Raw genomic sequence first — 14,512 nt, 5'->3', positions numbered from 1 at the left:
CACGGATGTACGCGCGATACCTGTGGGAGCGGGCGTGCCCGCGAAGGGCTGCGGAGCGGCCCCCGGCACTCCAGGCCAGAAATGAGGTTCCCAGGTGAAAAAGATCGCGCTGTTCGCCGATGTGCAGAACCTCTACTACACCGTGCGCCAGGCCCATGGCTGCCATTTCAACTACACCGCCCTGTGGGCTGATGTCAGTCGCGAAGGTCAGATCGTCGAGGCCGTGGCCTATGCCATCGACCGTGGCGACAGCAAGCAGCAGCAGTTTCAGCAGATCTTGCGCAACCTCGGTTTCGACGTGCGTCTCAAGCCTTTCATCCAGCGCAGCGATGGCTCGGCCAAGGGTGACTGGGATGTGGGCATTACCCTGGATGTGATCGATGCGGCCAGCCGGGTCGACCAGGTGGTGCTGGCCTCCGGCGACGGTGATTTCGACCTGCTGCTGGAGCGGGTGATCCAGCGCCATGGTACCGAGGCAGTGGTGTATGGCGTGCCGGGGCTGACGGCGTTGTCACTGATCCGTGCCGCCACCCGCTATGTGCCCATCGAGGGCAAGTTGTTGCTCAAGCACTGAGATATGCAGCGCCTGTGAGATCGAGCGCCGCCCGTGCGGCGCATCGCGAGCTGGCGCTCGCTCCTACGTTTGTTTCGGGCCAATTATTTCTGTGGGATTTTCGCGCGGACGCCTTGGCGCATGGCTCGATATCGCGTCGTACGAACCAGGCGGTCGCGCGCGCCTGTCACAGGCTTCACTGGCCCGAAACAAACGTAGGAGCGAGCGCCAGCTCGCGATGCGCCGCGCGGGCGGCGCTCGATCTCACAGGCGCTGAAGATGGCGTGGCGAGCTTATGCCATTGCCAGAAACCACAGAATCTCCCACAGGGACCTGCGCAACACATTCCCAAAGCCGACCGCACCAAAAGTGTGCCGCTCATTTCAAGCCATTTTGTAACTTATGCTCACCCAGGCAGCCCCTTAAACTGAATCACCCGTAAACGGATTTCGAGTGTTTCCCATGTCTGCCTCCCGTCGTTTCCCCTTGCTGCTCATCGGCGCGTTCCTGGCCTTGTATCTGGTCTGGGGCTCTACCTACCTGTTCATTCGCATTGGCGTCGAGAGTTGGCCACCGATGCTCATGGCAGGTGTGCGCTTCCTCATCGCCGGTGGCCTGCTGTATGGCTTCTTGCGCTGGCGCGGTGTGCCGGCACCGACCTGGCCGCAGTGGCGGGCGGCGGGGGCGATCGGCTTTTTGCTGCTCAGTTGCGGCAACGGCGGTGTCACCGTGGCCGAGCATGCCGGCGTGGCTTCGGGCGTGGCGGCGCTGGCCGTGGCGACGGTGCCGCTGTTCACCTTGCTGTTCGGCCTGTTGTTCGGGCACCGCAACTCGAAGCTGGAGTGGGCGGGGATCGCCCTCGGGCTGGTGGGTATCGGCCTGCTGAACCTGGGTTCCAACCTGCAGGCCAGCCCGATTGGCGCGGCGCTGATCATCTTTGCGGCGGCGTCGTGGGCATTCGGCTCGGTGTGGAGCAAGGCCTTGCCGCTGCCCCAGGGGCCCATGGCCAGCGCTGCCGAAATGCTGGTGGGGGGCGCAGTGCTGCTGCTCGGCAGCGTGCTGTCTGGCGAACGCATGACGCAGATGCCCACCGCCGCTGGCTGGGGCGCGCTGGCCTACCTGGTGTTCTTCGGCTCGATCCTGGCGTTCAGTGCCTACATGTACTTGCTCAAGCATGTACGCCCGGCAGCCGCCACCAGTTATGCCTACGTCAACCCGGCGGTGGCCGTGTTGCTGGGTATCATCTTCGCCGGTGAGCAGATCGGTGCCGAAGAGTGCGTGGCCATGGCGGTGATCATCGGTGCGGTGGTGCTGATCGGCCTGCCGCAGTGGCGCAAGGCCCCCGAGGCTGAGCAACCGCTGAAAGGTGAAATCTGCAAGTAGGCAGGGGCGATGCGGTAAACTTGCCGCCTTCGCTGAACCCCCTGACGGTATTGCCATGAATTTCGCCAAACTCGGTCTGATCGAACCGCTGCTGCGCACCCTGCAGCAGCTGGACTACACCACCCCGACCCCGGTGCAGGCCAAGGCCATCCCCGCCGCGCTGGCCGGCCGCGACCTGATGGCCGCGGCCCAGACCGGCACCGGCAAGACCGCGGGCTTTGCCCTGCCCGTACTGCAGCGCCTGGCGCTGGAAGGCGAGAAAGTGGCCAGCAACTCGATCCGCGCGCTGGTGCTGGTACCCACCCGTGAGCTGGCCGAGCAGGTGCACAACAACGTGCGCGAGTACGCCGAGAACCTGCCGTTGAGCACTTACGCGGTGTATGGCGGGGTCAGCATCAACCCGCAGATGATGCGCCTGCGCCGTGGTGTCGACGTGCTGGTGGCCACCCCGGGCCGCTTGCTCGATCTGTTCCGGCAGAACGCGGTGAAGTTCAACCAGGTGCAGACCCTGGTGCTGGACGAAGCCGACCGCATGCTCGACCTGGGCTTTGCCGAAGAGCTGCAGTCGGTGTACGCCGCGCTGCCGCGCAAGCGCCAGACGCTGCTGTTCTCCGCCACTTTCTCCGAGCAGATCCGCCTGTTGGCGGGGCTGGCCCTGAATGACCCGCTGAGCATCGAAGTCAGCCCGCGCAATGCCACGGCCACCAGCGTCAAGCAGTGGTTGGTGCCTGTGGATAAAAAGCGCAAGGTAGACCTGTTCTGCCACCTGCTGCGCAAGCAGCGCTGGAAGCAGGTGCTGGTGTTCGCCAAGACCCGCAATGGCGTCGACCAGCTGGTGGAGCGCTTGCTGGCAGAGGGTGTGAATGCCGACGGCATCCACGGTGACCGCCCCCAGGCTACCCGCCAGCGTGCGCTGGACAGCTTCAAGGCCCGCGAGGTGCAGGTGCTGGTGGCGACCGATGTGGCGGCCCGCGGCCTGGATATCGACGACCTGCCATTGGTGGTCAACCTCGATTTGCCGATCGTTGCCGAGGATTACGTGCACCGCATCGGGCGTACCGGGCGTGCCGGTAACAAGGGCGAGGCGATTTCGCTGGTGTGCGCGGATGAGGTGCAGTTGCTGGCGTCTATTGAGGTGCTGACCCGGCAGACCTTGCCGCGCCATGAAGAGCCGGATTTCATCCCTGATCACCGGGTGCCGATGACTGATGCCAGTGGCCAGGTGATCAAGAAGCCGAAGAAGCCCAAGAAGCCGAAAGAGAACAGCGCCAAGCGTGGGCTGGGGCGCTGGATGGACAGTGCCGAGGCGGGGAATGCGGAACCGGCGGTGAAGGCGGTGCGCAAGGTGCCGAGCTTCAATGGTGGGCCGCGCAAGCGTAAGCCTTGAGATTGTTGGGGCCGCTTTGCGGCCCATCGCCGGCAAGCCAGCTCCCACAGGGACCGCGCTAATCTTGAGAATTGCGCGGGCCCTGTGGGAGATTCTATGGTTTCTGGCAAGGGCACTGTCAGCCCTGAGGCGATCCCTGTGGGAGCTGGCTTGCCGGCGATGGGCTGCAAAGCAGCCCCGGCAATCTGTCAGGAAACCCGCGTAACCCAATCCGCCGCCGCCCGCCCGGCGCGCAAGCCACTGGCGAAGCATGCCGTCAGCAAATACCCCCCGGTAGGTGCCTCCCAGTCCAGCATCTCGCCGGCACAGAACACCCCCGGCATCCCCTTGAGCATCAACCCTTCATCCAGCCCCTCGAAGCGCACCCCGCCCGCGCTACTGATCGCTTCATCCAGCGGCCGCGTACGCACCAGCTTGATCGGCAACGCCTTGATTGCCTTTGCCAGCGCATCCGGGTCAGCAAAGGTCGCCTGAGCGGTCAGCTCGCGCAGCAGCGCGGCCTTGACCCCATCGATCCCCAGCTGGCTGTGCAGATGCTTGGCCATGGAGCGTGAACCGCGTGGCTTGGCCAGTGCCTGGGCAATCTTGTCCACAGGCTTGTCCGGCAGCAGGTCGAGCAGCAACACCCCTTCGCCTTCACGGTTGATGGCCTCACGCACCGCCGCCGACCAGGCATACACCAGGCTGCCTTCCACACCTTGCGCGGTGAGGATGAATTCGCCCTTGCGCGGCGCGCTGCCGGGGACGCTGAGGGCGATGTTCTTCAACGGCGCGCCAGCGAACTTGTCCTTGAGCAGCGTGCTCCAGCCTGCCACTTCAAAACCGCAGTTGCTTGGTTGCAAAGGTGAGATATCCACAGCCCGTTCGGCCAGCAACGGTTGCCAGCTGCCGTCGGAGCCCAGGCGTGCCCAACTGCCGCCACCCAGCGCCAATACCACGACGGCGGCCTTCACCAGCCGTTCGCCCTGTGGATAAGCAATCCGCAAGGCTCCGTCGTCAGTCCAGCCCAACCAACGATGGCGGGTGTGGATAACTACCCCTGTCTCGCGCAGGCGCTTGAGCCAGGCGCGCAGTAGCGGCGCGGCTTTCATGTCGGTGGGGAAAACCCGGCCCGAGGTGCCGACGAAGGTCTCGATGCCCAGGCCGTGAATCCAATGGCGTAAGGCGTCGGCGCCGAAGTCGCGCAGCAGCGCGTCGATTTCGTCCTGGCGCTCGGCATAGCGGGCAACGAACGCCGGGTAGGGCTCGGAATGGGTGATGTTCATGCCGCCGACACCCGCCAGCAGGAACTTGCGGCCCACCGAGGGCATGGCATCGAACACCTCGACCGCCAGGCCTGCCTGGGCCAGTGCTTCGGCGGCCATCAGGCCGGCGGGGCCAGCGCCGATGACGGCAGCGAGGGGAGGGGAGGCGGGGTTCAGATCGGACATGGTGGCCAGCGGGCTGTGGAAAAGACGCGCATTCTAACGCAGCGCCGCCTGTGGAAGCACTGCTCAAAAAATGATCAGTAGTCTGCAGGCCTTGTCCACCAGGGGCTGCAGCGCCTTTCCCGCAGGTTATCCACAAGCGGCTCCACAGTCATTGTGAACAACCGATGACGCGCGCCGCGCTGTGGTGAAGGATGCCATGGCGCCTGGCCAGGGCTTCGCGGTCCTTGCTATAGCCGCCGCCGATCACGCCGACCACCGGAATGTCACGGCCCAGGCAGTGGCGCAACACAGCTTCGTCACGTGCGGCCAGGCCGGCGTCGGTCAGTTGCAGGTAGCCCAGGGCGTCGTCCTTGTGCACATCGACCCCGGCGTCATACAGCACCAGGTCGGGTCGATAGAGCGGCAGCAAGTAGTTGAGGGCGTCGTCCACCACCTTCAGGTAAGCCGTGTCGCCCATGCCACGGGGCAGGGGGATGTCCCAGTCGCTTTGCGCCTTGCGGGCCGGGAAGTTCTGTTCGCAATGCAGCGATACGGTGATGGCGTCTGGTGTGTCGTGCAGGATGCGGGCGGTGCCGTCGCCCTGGTGCACGTCGCAGTCGAAGATCAGCACCCGGTGCACCCGGCCCGCTTCCAGCAGGTAGCGGCTGATCACGGCCAGGTCGTTGAAGATGCAGAAGCCAGCAGGGTGGTCGTAATGGGCGTGGTGGGTGCCACCGGCGAGGTGGCAGGCGATGCCATGTTGCAGCGCCATTTCGGCGCTCAGCAGCGAACCGCCGACTGCGCGCACGGTGCGCCGGGCCAGGGCTTCGCTCCAGGGCAGGCCGAGGCGGCGTTGGTCCTCGCGCGACAGCTCGCCGTTCATGTAGCGCTCGATGTAGCCGCGGTCGTGGGCCAGGGCGAGGATGTCGTTGGGGCAGATATCCGGGCGTAGCAGCGCCTGGTCGGTGGTCAACCCGCTGTCGACCAGGTGGTCGTGCAGCAGGCGGAATTTGTCCATCGGGAAGCGGTGTTCGGCGGGGAACTCCGGGCTGTAGTCTTCGTGGTAGATCAGTGGCAACGGCATGGATGGGGTCGTAATCAGGGCCAGTGCCGATCTTGCCATGGCTGATGGCTGCTGTGGGAGAGCTGGGCTGTCCAGGCCCAACTGCTTCAGCTGGGTGAAATCCGCGCCCGCGCCTACGCTGTAAACTGCAGGACGGTAAAACCGGAGTACGCCCGATGACCCCTATCCTCCAACTGGAAAGCGCACGGCTGGTGCTACGCCAATGGCACGACGACGACCTGCGCGAGTTCGCTGCGTTGTGCGCCGACCCGCAGGTGATGCGCTACTTCCCGGCGCCCTTGACGCGCCTGGAGGCGGCCGCCCTGATCGGTCGAGTGCGCGGGCATTTCAACGAATACGGCTTTGGCCTGTGGGCGCTGGAGCGCAAGGACAGCGGCGCGTTCATCGGTATGACTGGGCTGCTCAACGTCAACTTCGATGCGCCCTTCGCCCCGGCGGTGGAAATCGGCTGGCGCCTGGCGCGGCGTCACTGGGGCCTGGGTTTTGCCAGCGAGGCGGCGTGGACCTGCCTGCGTTGTGCTTTCGCCCAATTGCGTCTGGAAGAGGTGGTGTCGTTCACTAGCGAGAGCAACCTGCCATCGCAGAAGGTCATGCAGGCCATCGGCATGCAGCAGGACCTGGACGGCAGCTTCGAACACCCTCGCCTGCCCGTCGGCCACCCGCTGCGCCCGCATGTGCTGTACCGCATAGACCGTGCGCACTGGGAACGGACCCTGCGCGCCTGAATGCACGGCCATGCCCGGCGCGAATGACAAACCCTGTATCATTTCCCCACGCAAGGCGCTTGTCGCGACATGTTCAGCGCCTGTTAGATCGAGCGCCGCCCGGCGGCGCATCGCGAGCAAGGCTCGCTCCTATGGAGAACCCCCGATGAGTCATGTGTTGGACGACTTGGTCGACCTATTGAGCCTCGAGCCCATCGAGGAGAACCTGTTCCGTGGACGCAGCCAGGACCTGGGCTTCCGCCAGCTGTACGGCGGCCAGGTGCTGGGCCAGTCCTTGTCGGCGGCCAGCCAGACGGTCGAGGACGCACGCCATGTGCATTCGTTGCACGGTTACTTCCTGCGCCCCGGCGATGCCAGCCTGCCGGTGGTGTATTCGGTGGACCGCGTGCGCGATGGCGGCAGCTTCAGCACCCGGCGGGTGACCGCGATCCAGAAGGGCCAGACCATCTTCACCTGCAGCGCGTCGTTCCAGTACGACGAAGAAAGTTTCGCGCACCAGGCACAGATGCCTGATGTAGTCGGCCCGGAGAACCTGCCCACCGAGGTCGAGCTGGCCCAGGCCATGGCCGAGCAGTTGCCCGAGCGTATTCGCGACAAGGTGCTGTGCGCCAAGCCGATCGAGATCCGCCCGATCACCGAGCGCGACCCCTTCAACCCCAAGCCCGGCGACCCGGTGAAGTACGCCTGGTTCCGTGCCGACGGCAACCTGCCCGACGTGCCGGCCCTGCACAAGTACATGCTGGCCTACGCCTCGGACTTCGGCCTGCTGACCACTGCGTTGCTGCCGCATGGCAAGTCGGTGTGGCAGCGAGACATGCAGATCGCCAGCCTTGACCATTCGCTGTGGTTCCACGGCAACCTGCGTGCCGACGAGTGGCTGCTGTATGCCACCGATAGCCCCTGGGCGGGCAACGCCCGTGGTTTCTGCCGTGGCAGCATCTTCAACCAGGCTGGGCAACTGGTGGCGTCGTCATGCCAGGAAGGTTTGATTCGTCATCGCAAGGACTGGGCATGAGTCTGGGCGAGGTACGCAACTGGGTGTTCGACATGGACGGCACCCTGACCGTGGCGGTGCACGATTTTGCCGCCATTCGCGTGGCGCTGGGCATCCCGGCCGAGCACGACATTCTCACCCACCTGGCGGCGTTGCCGGCGAACGAAGCAGCGGCCAAGCATGCCTGGTTGCTGGAGCACGAGCGCGATCTGGCGATTGCCTCCACGGCCGCCAGCGGGGCGGTGGAGCTGGTGCGCGAGCTGGCCGAGCGCGGTTGCCGGCTGGGCATTCTGACCCGCAATGCCCGTGAGCTGGCGCATGTGACGCTGGAGGCCATCGGCCTGGCGGACTGCTTCCCGGTGGCGCACATTCTTGGGCGTGACGAGGCGGCGCCGAAGCCGAGCCCGGATGGGCTGTTGAAGATCGCCAGCGCCTGGGGCGTGGCGCCGAGCGAGCTGGTGATGGTGGGGGATTACCGGTTCGACCTGGACTGCGGGCGGGCGGCGGGGGCGCGCACGGTGCTGGTGAATTTGCCGGATAACCCGTGGCCGGATCTGGTGGATTGGCATGCCGCCGATTGCCGGGCGTTGAAGGTGATGCTGGGCTGAATTTGTATCGCCTGTGCGGGCCCAATCGCCGGCAAGCCAGCTCCCACCGGGACATCACAGGTCTTGAGACTTGTGCAATACCTGTGGGAGCCGGCTTGCCGGCGATAGGGCCAGACCTGTCTATGCTGAACCCCATTCTTTCCCCTGATACGGAGACCCACCCATGACCAGCAAGGCCATCTACGTTCAGCCCGGCGGCGGCTACGACAAGGTCGAGGTCGGCACCAGCGAGGCCCCGGCACCCCAGGCCGGCGAGATCACCGTGCGCTTGCACGCCAGCTCCCTCAACTATCACGACTTTGCCGTGGTCAGTGGCATGTGGGGCCCGAGTGAGCGGCGCATCCCCATGGCCGATGGCGCTGGCGAAGTGGTAGCAGTGGGGGCTGGCGTCACGGAGTTTCAGGTCGGCGACAACGTGGTCAGCACCTTCTTCCCCGACTGGCTCGACGGCCAGGCCAATGTCGAGGGCTTTGCCCGGGTGCCCGGTGATGGTATCGATGGCTACGCCCGTGAACAGGTGACCGCGCGCGCCACCTCGTTCACCCTGGCGCCCAAGGGCTTCAGCCATGCCGAGGCTGCCACCCTGACCACTGCCGGCCTCACCGCCTGGCGCGCGCTGATGAGCGACGATCACCTCAAGCCCGGCGACACGATACTGGTGCAGGGCACCGGCGGTGTGTCGATTTTCGCCCTGCAGTTCGCCAAGCTGGCGGGCGCCACGGTGATCGCCACTTCCTCCAGCGATGCCAAGCTGGAGCGGCTGAAGGCTTTGGGTGCCGACCACTTGATCAACTACAAGAGCAACCCGGCCTGGGGTGAGAAAGCGCGCGAGCTCACCGGCAACCGCGGTGTCGACCATGTGATCGAGGTGGGCGGCCCGGCGACCCTGGAGCAATCGATGATTGCGGCACGCATTGGCGGGCATGTGTCGCTGATCGGTATCCTCACCGGCGTGGCCGGGCAGTTGCCGCTGGTGCAGGCACTGGTGCGGCAGATTCGCCTGCAAGGTGTGCTGGTGGGTAGCCGCGCGCAGCAGCAGGCGATGGTGCGGGCGATCGATGCCAATGGCTTGCGGCCAGTTGTGGACAAGCATTTCGAGCTGGAACAGATCGTCGAGGCGTTCCGTTATCAGGAGAGCAACCGACATTTCGGCAAGATCTGCCTGACCTGGTAACCATCCTGCAGTGCTCTTTGTAGGAGCGGCCTTGTGTCGCGAAAGGGCCGTAGGGCGGCCCCACGATCTTTGCATCAAGGCTGAATTTGCTGGGGCCGCTCTGCGGCCCTTTCGCGACACAAGGCCGCTCCCACAAAGACCGCATCAGGTCCGAAGGCAGAGCGCTGCCTGACAATCAGTCGGGCAACAGCCGATCACGGCTATTGGACAGGTGCAGGCACACCGCCGCGCGCGCTGCATCCGGGTCCTGCCGGCGGATGGCATTGAGAATCGCCTCATGCTCCAGGTTGGCCAGGTACGCCTGCCGCGCCAGCTTCGCCCCGCTGCGTTCGGCCACGGCCATGCGATTGCGCGGAATCAGGCCATTGCCCAGCTGCAGCAGCATTTCGGTGAAATACAGGTTGCCGGTGGCCTCGGCAATCAACAGGTGAAAGCGCCGGTCGGCCTCGATGCAGCTGTCGCCAGCGGCGGCCAGGTCCTGGTAGTCATCCAGTGCCTGGCGCATCCGTGCCAAATGCCCTTCATCACGACGCAGCGCGGCCAAGGCGGCGGCCTGGCCCTCCAGGCCAATGCGCAGCTCCAGCAGGTCGCGCACATTCGCCGCGCTTTCTGCCGCGATGCGCAGGCCGGCCTGGGCCTGGCGCTCCATCACGAACGTACCGATACCGTGGCGCGGCTCCACCAGCCCCGAGGCCTGCAACTTCGACAAGGCTTCGCGGACCACAGTGCGGCTGACCCCGTGCTCACGTACCAGGGTGTTTTCCGAGGGCAGCTTGTCACCCGGCTTGAAGGTGCCCAGCAAAATTTGCTGGGTCAGGCTGGAAACCAGGTCATGGGCGCGGCTATGGCCGCGCTTGCGGGCGTGTTCGGGGTCCATGGGGCGATCCGTTTCTTGTTTGTCTTGTACGACAAGTTAATCGATATAAATATTTTTTGCCGAATTTTTCGCTAGGCTGAGAAGCGAGAAGTTACGCTGTTTTTGCAAGATCGCAGCAAAATGGCATTTTTACAGCTTGTATTTTGCAATTTTTACCGCGCTGCTGATCTTGTCGTACAACCGTGTCAGGCATATGCTCGACCCCACTGCCATGTCAGACAACCTAGACCCGCACAAAAACAATTAGTGGGAGATCCGCAAGTGAACGACACCCTCGCTCCGTCTACCCGGAATGAAGGCGATGCCTTGGCCTGCGCCGTGGCCAAGGTCAAGCGCCACGTCCTGCCGCTGTTCGTCATCATGTTCATCGTCAACTACCTCGACCGCGTCAACATCGGCTTCGTCCGCCCGCACCTGGAAAGCGACCTGGGTATCAGCGCCGCGGCCTATGGCTTTGGCGCCGGGCTGTTCTTCATTGGTTATGCACTGTTCGAAGTGCCCTCTAACATGCTGCTGCAGCGCGTGGGTGCGCGCTTGTGGCTGACCCGCATCATGTTCACCTGGGGGTTGGTGGCCACCGCCATGGCCTTCGTGCAGAACGAAACCCAGTTCTACGTGTTGCGCTTTCTGCTCGGCGTGGCCGAAGCGGGCTTCTTCCCGGGGGTGATCTATTACTTCACCCGCTGGCTGCCCGCCGCCGAGCGGGGCAAGGCGATTGCCATCTTCCTCAGCGGCTCGGCGCTGGCCTCGCTGATTTCCGGGCCACTGGCCGGCGCGCTGATGCAGATCCAGGGCCTGGGCATGCACGGCTGGCAGTGGATGCTGTTCATCGAAGGCATGGCCTCGGTCACGCTGTGCTTCTTCGTGTTCTTCTGGCTCGACTCCAAACCGCAGGATGCCAAGTGGCTGAGCCAGGCCGAGCAGGATGCGCTGGTGGCCACCATCGACCGCGAGCAGCAGCAGCGCGAGGCGCTCGGCGCGGTCAAGCCGTCGGCCTGGAGCCTGCTCAAGGACCGCCAGATCGTGCTGTTCTGCCTGATCTACTTCTGCATCCAGCTGACCATCTATGCCGCCACCTTCTGGCTGCCGAGCATCATCAAGCGCATGGGCGACCTCAGCGACCTGCAGGTCGGCTTCTTCAACTCGATCCCGTGGCTGATCTCGATCCTGGCCATGTACGCCTTCGCCGCCGGCTCCGCGCGCTGGAAATTCCAGCAGGCCTGGGTGGCGGGGGCGCTGGTGGTTGCCGCCATCGGCATGTTCATGTCCACCACTGGTGGGCCGGTGTTCGCCTTCGTCGCCGTGTGCTTCGCGGCCATTGGTTTCAAGTCGGCCTCGTCACTGTTCTGGCCGATCCCACAGGGCTACCTGGATGCGCGCATCGCGGCGGCGGTAATCGCCCTGATCAACTCGGTCGGCAACCTGGGCGGTTTCGTCGCCCCCACTACCTTCGGCCTGCTGGAGCAGCAGACCGGGTCTATCCAGGGTGGCTTGTATGGCCTGGCCGTGACCTCGGTGCTGGCGGCGATTGCCATCTTCTTTGTACGCACTCGCCCAAAGGGCGCCCCTTCTGACGAGCTCAAGGCCCCTTCGGCCCTGGGCCAGACCCACTGATGACTGCGAGACAACAACCATGAACATGCAGACAACCCCCGCCGTTCACAGCAGCACCCCCGTGGTCACCGACTTGCGGGTGATCCCCGTGGCCGGCCACGACAGCATGCTGCTCAACCTCAGTGGCGCGCATGGCCCGTTCTTTACCCGTAACGTGGTGGTGCTGCGTGACAGCGCCGGCAATACCGGCCTGGGCGAGGTACCCGGCGGCGAGAAGATCCGCCAGACCCTGGAAGACGCCCGCAGCCTGGTGGTCGGCCAGCCGATCGGCCATTACCAGCGTGTGCTCAATGCCATGCGCCAGACCTTCGCCAACCGCGACGCGGCCGGGCGTGGCCTGCAGACCTTCGACCTGCGCATTACCGTGCATGCAGTAACGGCCATCGAGTCGGCGCTGCTGGACCTGCTCGGCCAGCACCTGAACGTGCCCATGGCGGCACTGCTGGGCGAGGGCCAGCAGCGCGATGCGGTGAAGATGCTGGGTTACCTGTTCTATATCGGTGACCGCCAGCAGACCGACCTGGCCTACCGTAACGAGGCGGATGCCGATGACGACTGGTTCCGCCTGCGCCACGAAAAGGCCCTGACCGCGGAGGCGGTAGTGCGCCTGGCCGAAGCCGCCAAGGCGCGCTATGGCTTCAGTGACTTCAAGCTCAAGGGTGGGGTGCTGCGGGGCGAAGAGGAGATGGAAGCGGTGACGGCCCTGGCCGAACGCTTCCCTGAAGCACGCATCACCCTGGACCCGAACGGCGCCTGGTCGCTGAAGGAGGCCATTGCCCTGTGCCGCGACAAGCACGACGTGCTGGCCTACGCCGAAGACCCGTGCGGTGCCGAGAACGGTTACTCGGGCCGTGAGGTGATGGCCGAGTTCCGTCGCGCGACCGGCTTGCCCACCGCCACCAACATGATCGCTACTGACTGGCGGCAGATGGGCCATGCGATCCAGTTGCAGTCGGTAGACATTCCGCTGGCCGACCCGCATTTCTGGACCTTGCAGGGCTCGGTGCGTGTGGCGCAGATGTGCAACGACTGGGGGCTGACCTGGGGTTCGCATTCGAACAACCACTTCGATATTTCGCTGGCGATGTTCACCCAGGTGGCCGCGGCGGCGCCGGGCGAGATCACGGCGATCGACACCCACTGGATCTGGCAGGACGGCCAGCGCCTGACCCGCGACCCGCTGCGCATTGTCGACGGCCATGTGCACGTGCCGGCGCGGCCGGGGCTGGGGGTTGAGCTGGATGAAGACCAGTTGGCCAAGGCCCACGAGTGCTACCGCAACATGGGGCTGGGGGCGCGGGATGATAGTGTGGCGATGCAGTTCCTGATCCCTGGGTGGAGCTTCGATAACAAGCGGCCTTGCCTGGTGCGCTAGGGCTGCTGACCTCTTCGCGGGCATGCCCGCTCCCACAGGTACGGTGCAGCCCTCAGGCCTGTAGAGTGCCTGTGGGAGCGGGCGAGCCCGCGAAGAGCCAAGCGCGGTGGATGGCACCGGCTTTGCCGGTGTTCGCGGCTAAAGCCGCTCCCACAGAGATTGCGCAAACCTTCAGTTTTTGAGCAAGGCAGTGGCCCACAGCTACTGCACAGCGCTTGAGTCCTGTGTTGATCCTGTGGGAGCGGGCGAGCCCGCGAAGAGCCGAGCGCGGTGGATGGCACCGGCTTTGCCGGTGTTCGCGGCTAAAGCCGCTCCCACAGAGATTTGCGCAAGCCTTCAGTTTTTGAGCAAGGCAGTGGTCCACAGCTACTGCACAGCGCTTGAGGCCTGTGTTGATCCTGTGGGAGCGGGTTTACCCGCGAAGAGGCCGGTACAGGTTAATGCTGTTCAAAGAAGGCCCGCGCCATCTCCACGAATGCCCCCAGCACCGGGTTGGGGCTATCCCGGCAGAACGCCAGGAAAATCTCCGCTTGCTGCTCCATCCCCACCAGCGGCCTGAACGCCACCTGGTCCAGGCGCAACGCCTGCGACGAAGCCGGCACCACCGCGCACCCCAATCCCACATTGACCAACCCCAGGATCGAATGAGTCTGCCCCAACTGGTGCAGATACCGTGGCTGCACTTCGTGCCGGGCAAACAGGTTGGCGATGCGGTCATGGAAATAGCGCCCTTCGTTGGCGCTGTACATCACGAACGGTTGCTGGTCGAAGTCGCTCGGCCTGAGCCGCTCGCGCGCCGCCAGGGCATGCCTGGCAGGCAAGGCGGCGACGAAGGGTTCGCGGTGGATCGGCAGGTATTCCACGCGTGCGCTGGGCAACACCTGACGTACCAGGCCGACATCGATCAGCCCAGCTTCCAGGTCGTGTACCTGGGTGCTGGAGACGCGCTCGCTAAGCACCAACTCTATATCCGGCAGCGTTTGCCCGGCATGCACCAGCAGGCGCGGGACCATGCTATAGGCGCCCACTGCGGTGAAACCCAGGGTTAAACGGCCCGCTTCGCCATGGGCAATACGCCGCGCTGACTGGCTGGCCGACTCGGCGATCTGCAGGATGCGCCGGGCATCTTCGAGAAAGCTCTGGCCCGCCAGGGTCAGCCGTGCCTGGCGGTTGTTACGTTCGAGCAGCAGTACGCCCAGGGCATGTTCCAGCAGCTGGATTTGCCGGCTCAAGGGCGGCTGGGTCATGTGCAGACGGGTGGCGGCGCGGCCGAAATGCAGCTCTTCGGCAACGGCCACGAAGCAGCGCAACTGGTGCAGCTCCATGATT

General features: G+C 64.7%; 13 protein-coding genes. 9 read left to right on the top strand and 4 right to left on the bottom strand.

Going from position 1 to position 14,512, the window contains the following annotated elements; all coding sequences use genetic code 11:
* The first annotated feature begins 94 nt into the window (after window positions 1-94).
* From TZ03_RS12935 to TZ03_RS12925, 3 genes are all read left to right on the top strand, one after another.
* Complete coding sequence (locus tag TZ03_RS12935) at window positions 95-574, top strand: NYN domain-containing protein (protein WP_016489324.1); 480 nt, start codon at window positions 95-97, stop codon at window positions 572-574.
* A 441-nt stretch (window positions 575-1,015) separates the two neighbouring features.
* Entirely contained in the window at window positions 1,016-1,936 is a 921-nt protein-coding gene (gene yedA / locus TZ03_RS12930) for a drug/metabolite exporter YedA (protein WP_051098094.1), read from the top strand.
* Between the two features lie 55 nt (window positions 1,937-1,991).
* Window positions 1,992-3,323: a DEAD/DEAH box helicase gene (locus TZ03_RS12925; protein ID WP_051098090.1), complete on the top strand. Its 1,332-nt coding sequence runs from the start codon at window positions 1,992-1,994 to the stop codon at window positions 3,321-3,323.
* A gap of 188 nt (window positions 3,324-3,511) precedes the next feature.
* Here TZ03_RS12925 and TZ03_RS12920 read toward each other — a convergent pair whose 3' ends face one another.
* Together TZ03_RS12920 and TZ03_RS12915 are read right to left on the bottom strand one after the other, a co-directional pair.
* On the bottom strand, window positions 3,512-4,753 hold the full coding sequence (locus TZ03_RS12920; RefSeq protein WP_051098089.1) for a TIGR03862 family flavoprotein: 1,242 nt from the start codon (window positions 4,751-4,753) through the stop codon (window positions 3,512-3,514).
* A 148-nt stretch (window positions 4,754-4,901) separates the two neighbouring features.
* Entirely contained in the window at window positions 4,902-5,816 is a 915-nt protein-coding gene (locus tag TZ03_RS12915; RefSeq protein WP_051098088.1) for a histone deacetylase, read from the bottom strand.
* Window positions 5,817-5,971: 155 nt separating this feature from the next.
* Here TZ03_RS12915 and TZ03_RS12910 point away from each other — a divergent pair, with 155 nt between their 5' ends.
* The 4 genes from TZ03_RS12910 (at window position 5,972) to TZ03_RS12895 (ending at window position 9,317) form a co-directional block, all read left to right on the top strand.
* Window positions 5,972-6,541 (top strand): GNAT family N-acetyltransferase, encoded by a 570-nt coding sequence (locus TZ03_RS12910; protein WP_051098086.1) that lies wholly within the window; start codon window positions 5,972-5,974, stop codon window positions 6,539-6,541.
* Window positions 6,542-6,686: 145 nt separating this feature from the next.
* Entirely contained in the window at window positions 6,687-7,556 is an 870-nt protein-coding gene (gene tesB, locus TZ03_RS12905) for an acyl-CoA thioesterase II (protein WP_051098084.1), read from the top strand.
* A complete protein-coding gene (locus tag TZ03_RS12900; protein ID WP_051098082.1) occupies window positions 7,553-8,143 on the top strand; it encodes an HAD family hydrolase in 591 nt (196 codons plus the stop codon). The genes tesB and TZ03_RS12900 overlap by 4 nt, the downstream gene beginning before the upstream one ends.
* Before the next feature lie 163 nt (window positions 8,144-8,306).
* Window positions 8,307-9,317, top strand: coding sequence for a zinc-dependent alcohol dehydrogenase family protein (locus tag TZ03_RS12895; protein ID WP_051098080.1), 1,011 nt, complete (start codon window positions 8,307-8,309; stop codon window positions 9,315-9,317).
* Between the two features lie 175 nt (window positions 9,318-9,492).
* On the opposite strand, the gene TZ03_RS12890 is transcribed toward TZ03_RS12895, so the two are convergent.
* Complete coding sequence (locus tag TZ03_RS12890) at window positions 9,493-10,194, bottom strand: FadR/GntR family transcriptional regulator (RefSeq protein WP_051098078.1); 702 nt, start codon at window positions 10,192-10,194, stop codon at window positions 9,493-9,495.
* Window positions 10,195-10,455: 261 nt separating this feature from the next.
* Here TZ03_RS12890 and TZ03_RS12885 point away from each other — a divergent pair, with 261 nt between their 5' ends.
* Together TZ03_RS12885 and gudD are read left to right on the top strand one after the other, a co-directional pair.
* The gene (locus TZ03_RS12885) at window positions 10,456-11,808 is read left to right on the top strand and encodes an MFS transporter (protein ID WP_051098073.1); all 1,353 of its coding nucleotides are present in this window, start codon (window positions 10,456-10,458) and stop codon (window positions 11,806-11,808) included.
* A gap of 19 nt (window positions 11,809-11,827) precedes the next feature.
* Entirely contained in the window at window positions 11,828-13,183 is a 1,356-nt protein-coding gene (gene gudD / locus TZ03_RS12880) for a glucarate dehydratase (RefSeq protein WP_051098072.1), read from the top strand.
* 437 nt (window positions 13,184-13,620) lie between these two features.
* Here the strand turns inward: gudD and TZ03_RS12875 are convergent, their stop codons facing one another.
* On the bottom strand, window positions 13,621-14,508 hold the full coding sequence (locus tag TZ03_RS12875) for a LysR substrate-binding domain-containing protein (protein WP_053388436.1): 888 nt from the start codon (window positions 14,506-14,508) through the stop codon (window positions 13,621-13,623).
* Window positions 14,509-14,512 lie beyond the last annotated feature (4 nt).

The organism is Pseudomonas sp. 10-1B (assembly GCF_000935045.1).
Classification (GTDB): Bacteria; Pseudomonadota; Gammaproteobacteria; order Pseudomonadales; family Pseudomonadaceae; genus Aquipseudomonas.
The sequence above is the reverse complement of the archived record's forward strand: the minus strand, read 5'-3'. Positions and strand labels throughout refer to the sequence as shown.

Bases quoted from the DNA above. Each gene is read 5' to 3' on its own strand.
- TZ03_RS12895 (WP_051098080.1), top strand. From the start codon at position 8,307: ATGACCAGCAAGGCCATCTACGTTCAGCCCGGCGGCGGCTACGACAAG.
- gudD (WP_051098072.1), top strand. From the start codon at position 11,828: ATGAACATGCAGACAACCCCCGCCGTTCACAGCAGCACCCCCGTGGTC.
- TZ03_RS12910 (WP_051098086.1), top strand. From the start codon at position 5,972: ATGACCCCTATCCTCCAACTGGAAAGCGCACGGCTGGTGCTACGCCAA.
- TZ03_RS12900 (WP_051098082.1), top strand. From the start codon at position 7,553: ATGAGTCTGGGCGAGGTACGCAACTGGGTGTTCGACATGGACGGCACC.
- tesB (WP_051098084.1), top strand. From the start codon at position 6,687: ATGAGTCATGTGTTGGACGACTTGGTCGACCTATTGAGCCTCGAGCCC.
- TZ03_RS12925 (WP_051098090.1), top strand. From the start codon at position 1,992: ATGAATTTCGCCAAACTCGGTCTGATCGAACCGCTGCTGCGCACCCTG.
- yedA (WP_051098094.1), top strand. From the start codon at position 1,016: ATGTCTGCCTCCCGTCGTTTCCCCTTGCTGCTCATCGGCGCGTTCCTG.
- TZ03_RS12875 (WP_053388436.1), bottom strand. From the start codon at position 14,508: ATGGAGCTGCACCAGTTGCGCTGCTTCGTGGCCGTTGCCGAAGAGCTG.
- TZ03_RS12920 (WP_051098089.1), bottom strand. From the start codon at position 4,753: ATGTCCGATCTGAACCCCGCCTCCCCTCCCCTCGCTGCCGTCATCGGC.
- TZ03_RS12890 (WP_051098078.1), bottom strand. From the start codon at position 10,194: ATGGACCCCGAACACGCCCGCAAGCGCGGCCATAGCCGCGCCCATGAC.
- TZ03_RS12915 (WP_051098088.1), bottom strand. From the start codon at position 5,816: ATGCCGTTGCCACTGATCTACCACGAAGACTACAGCCCGGAGTTCCCC.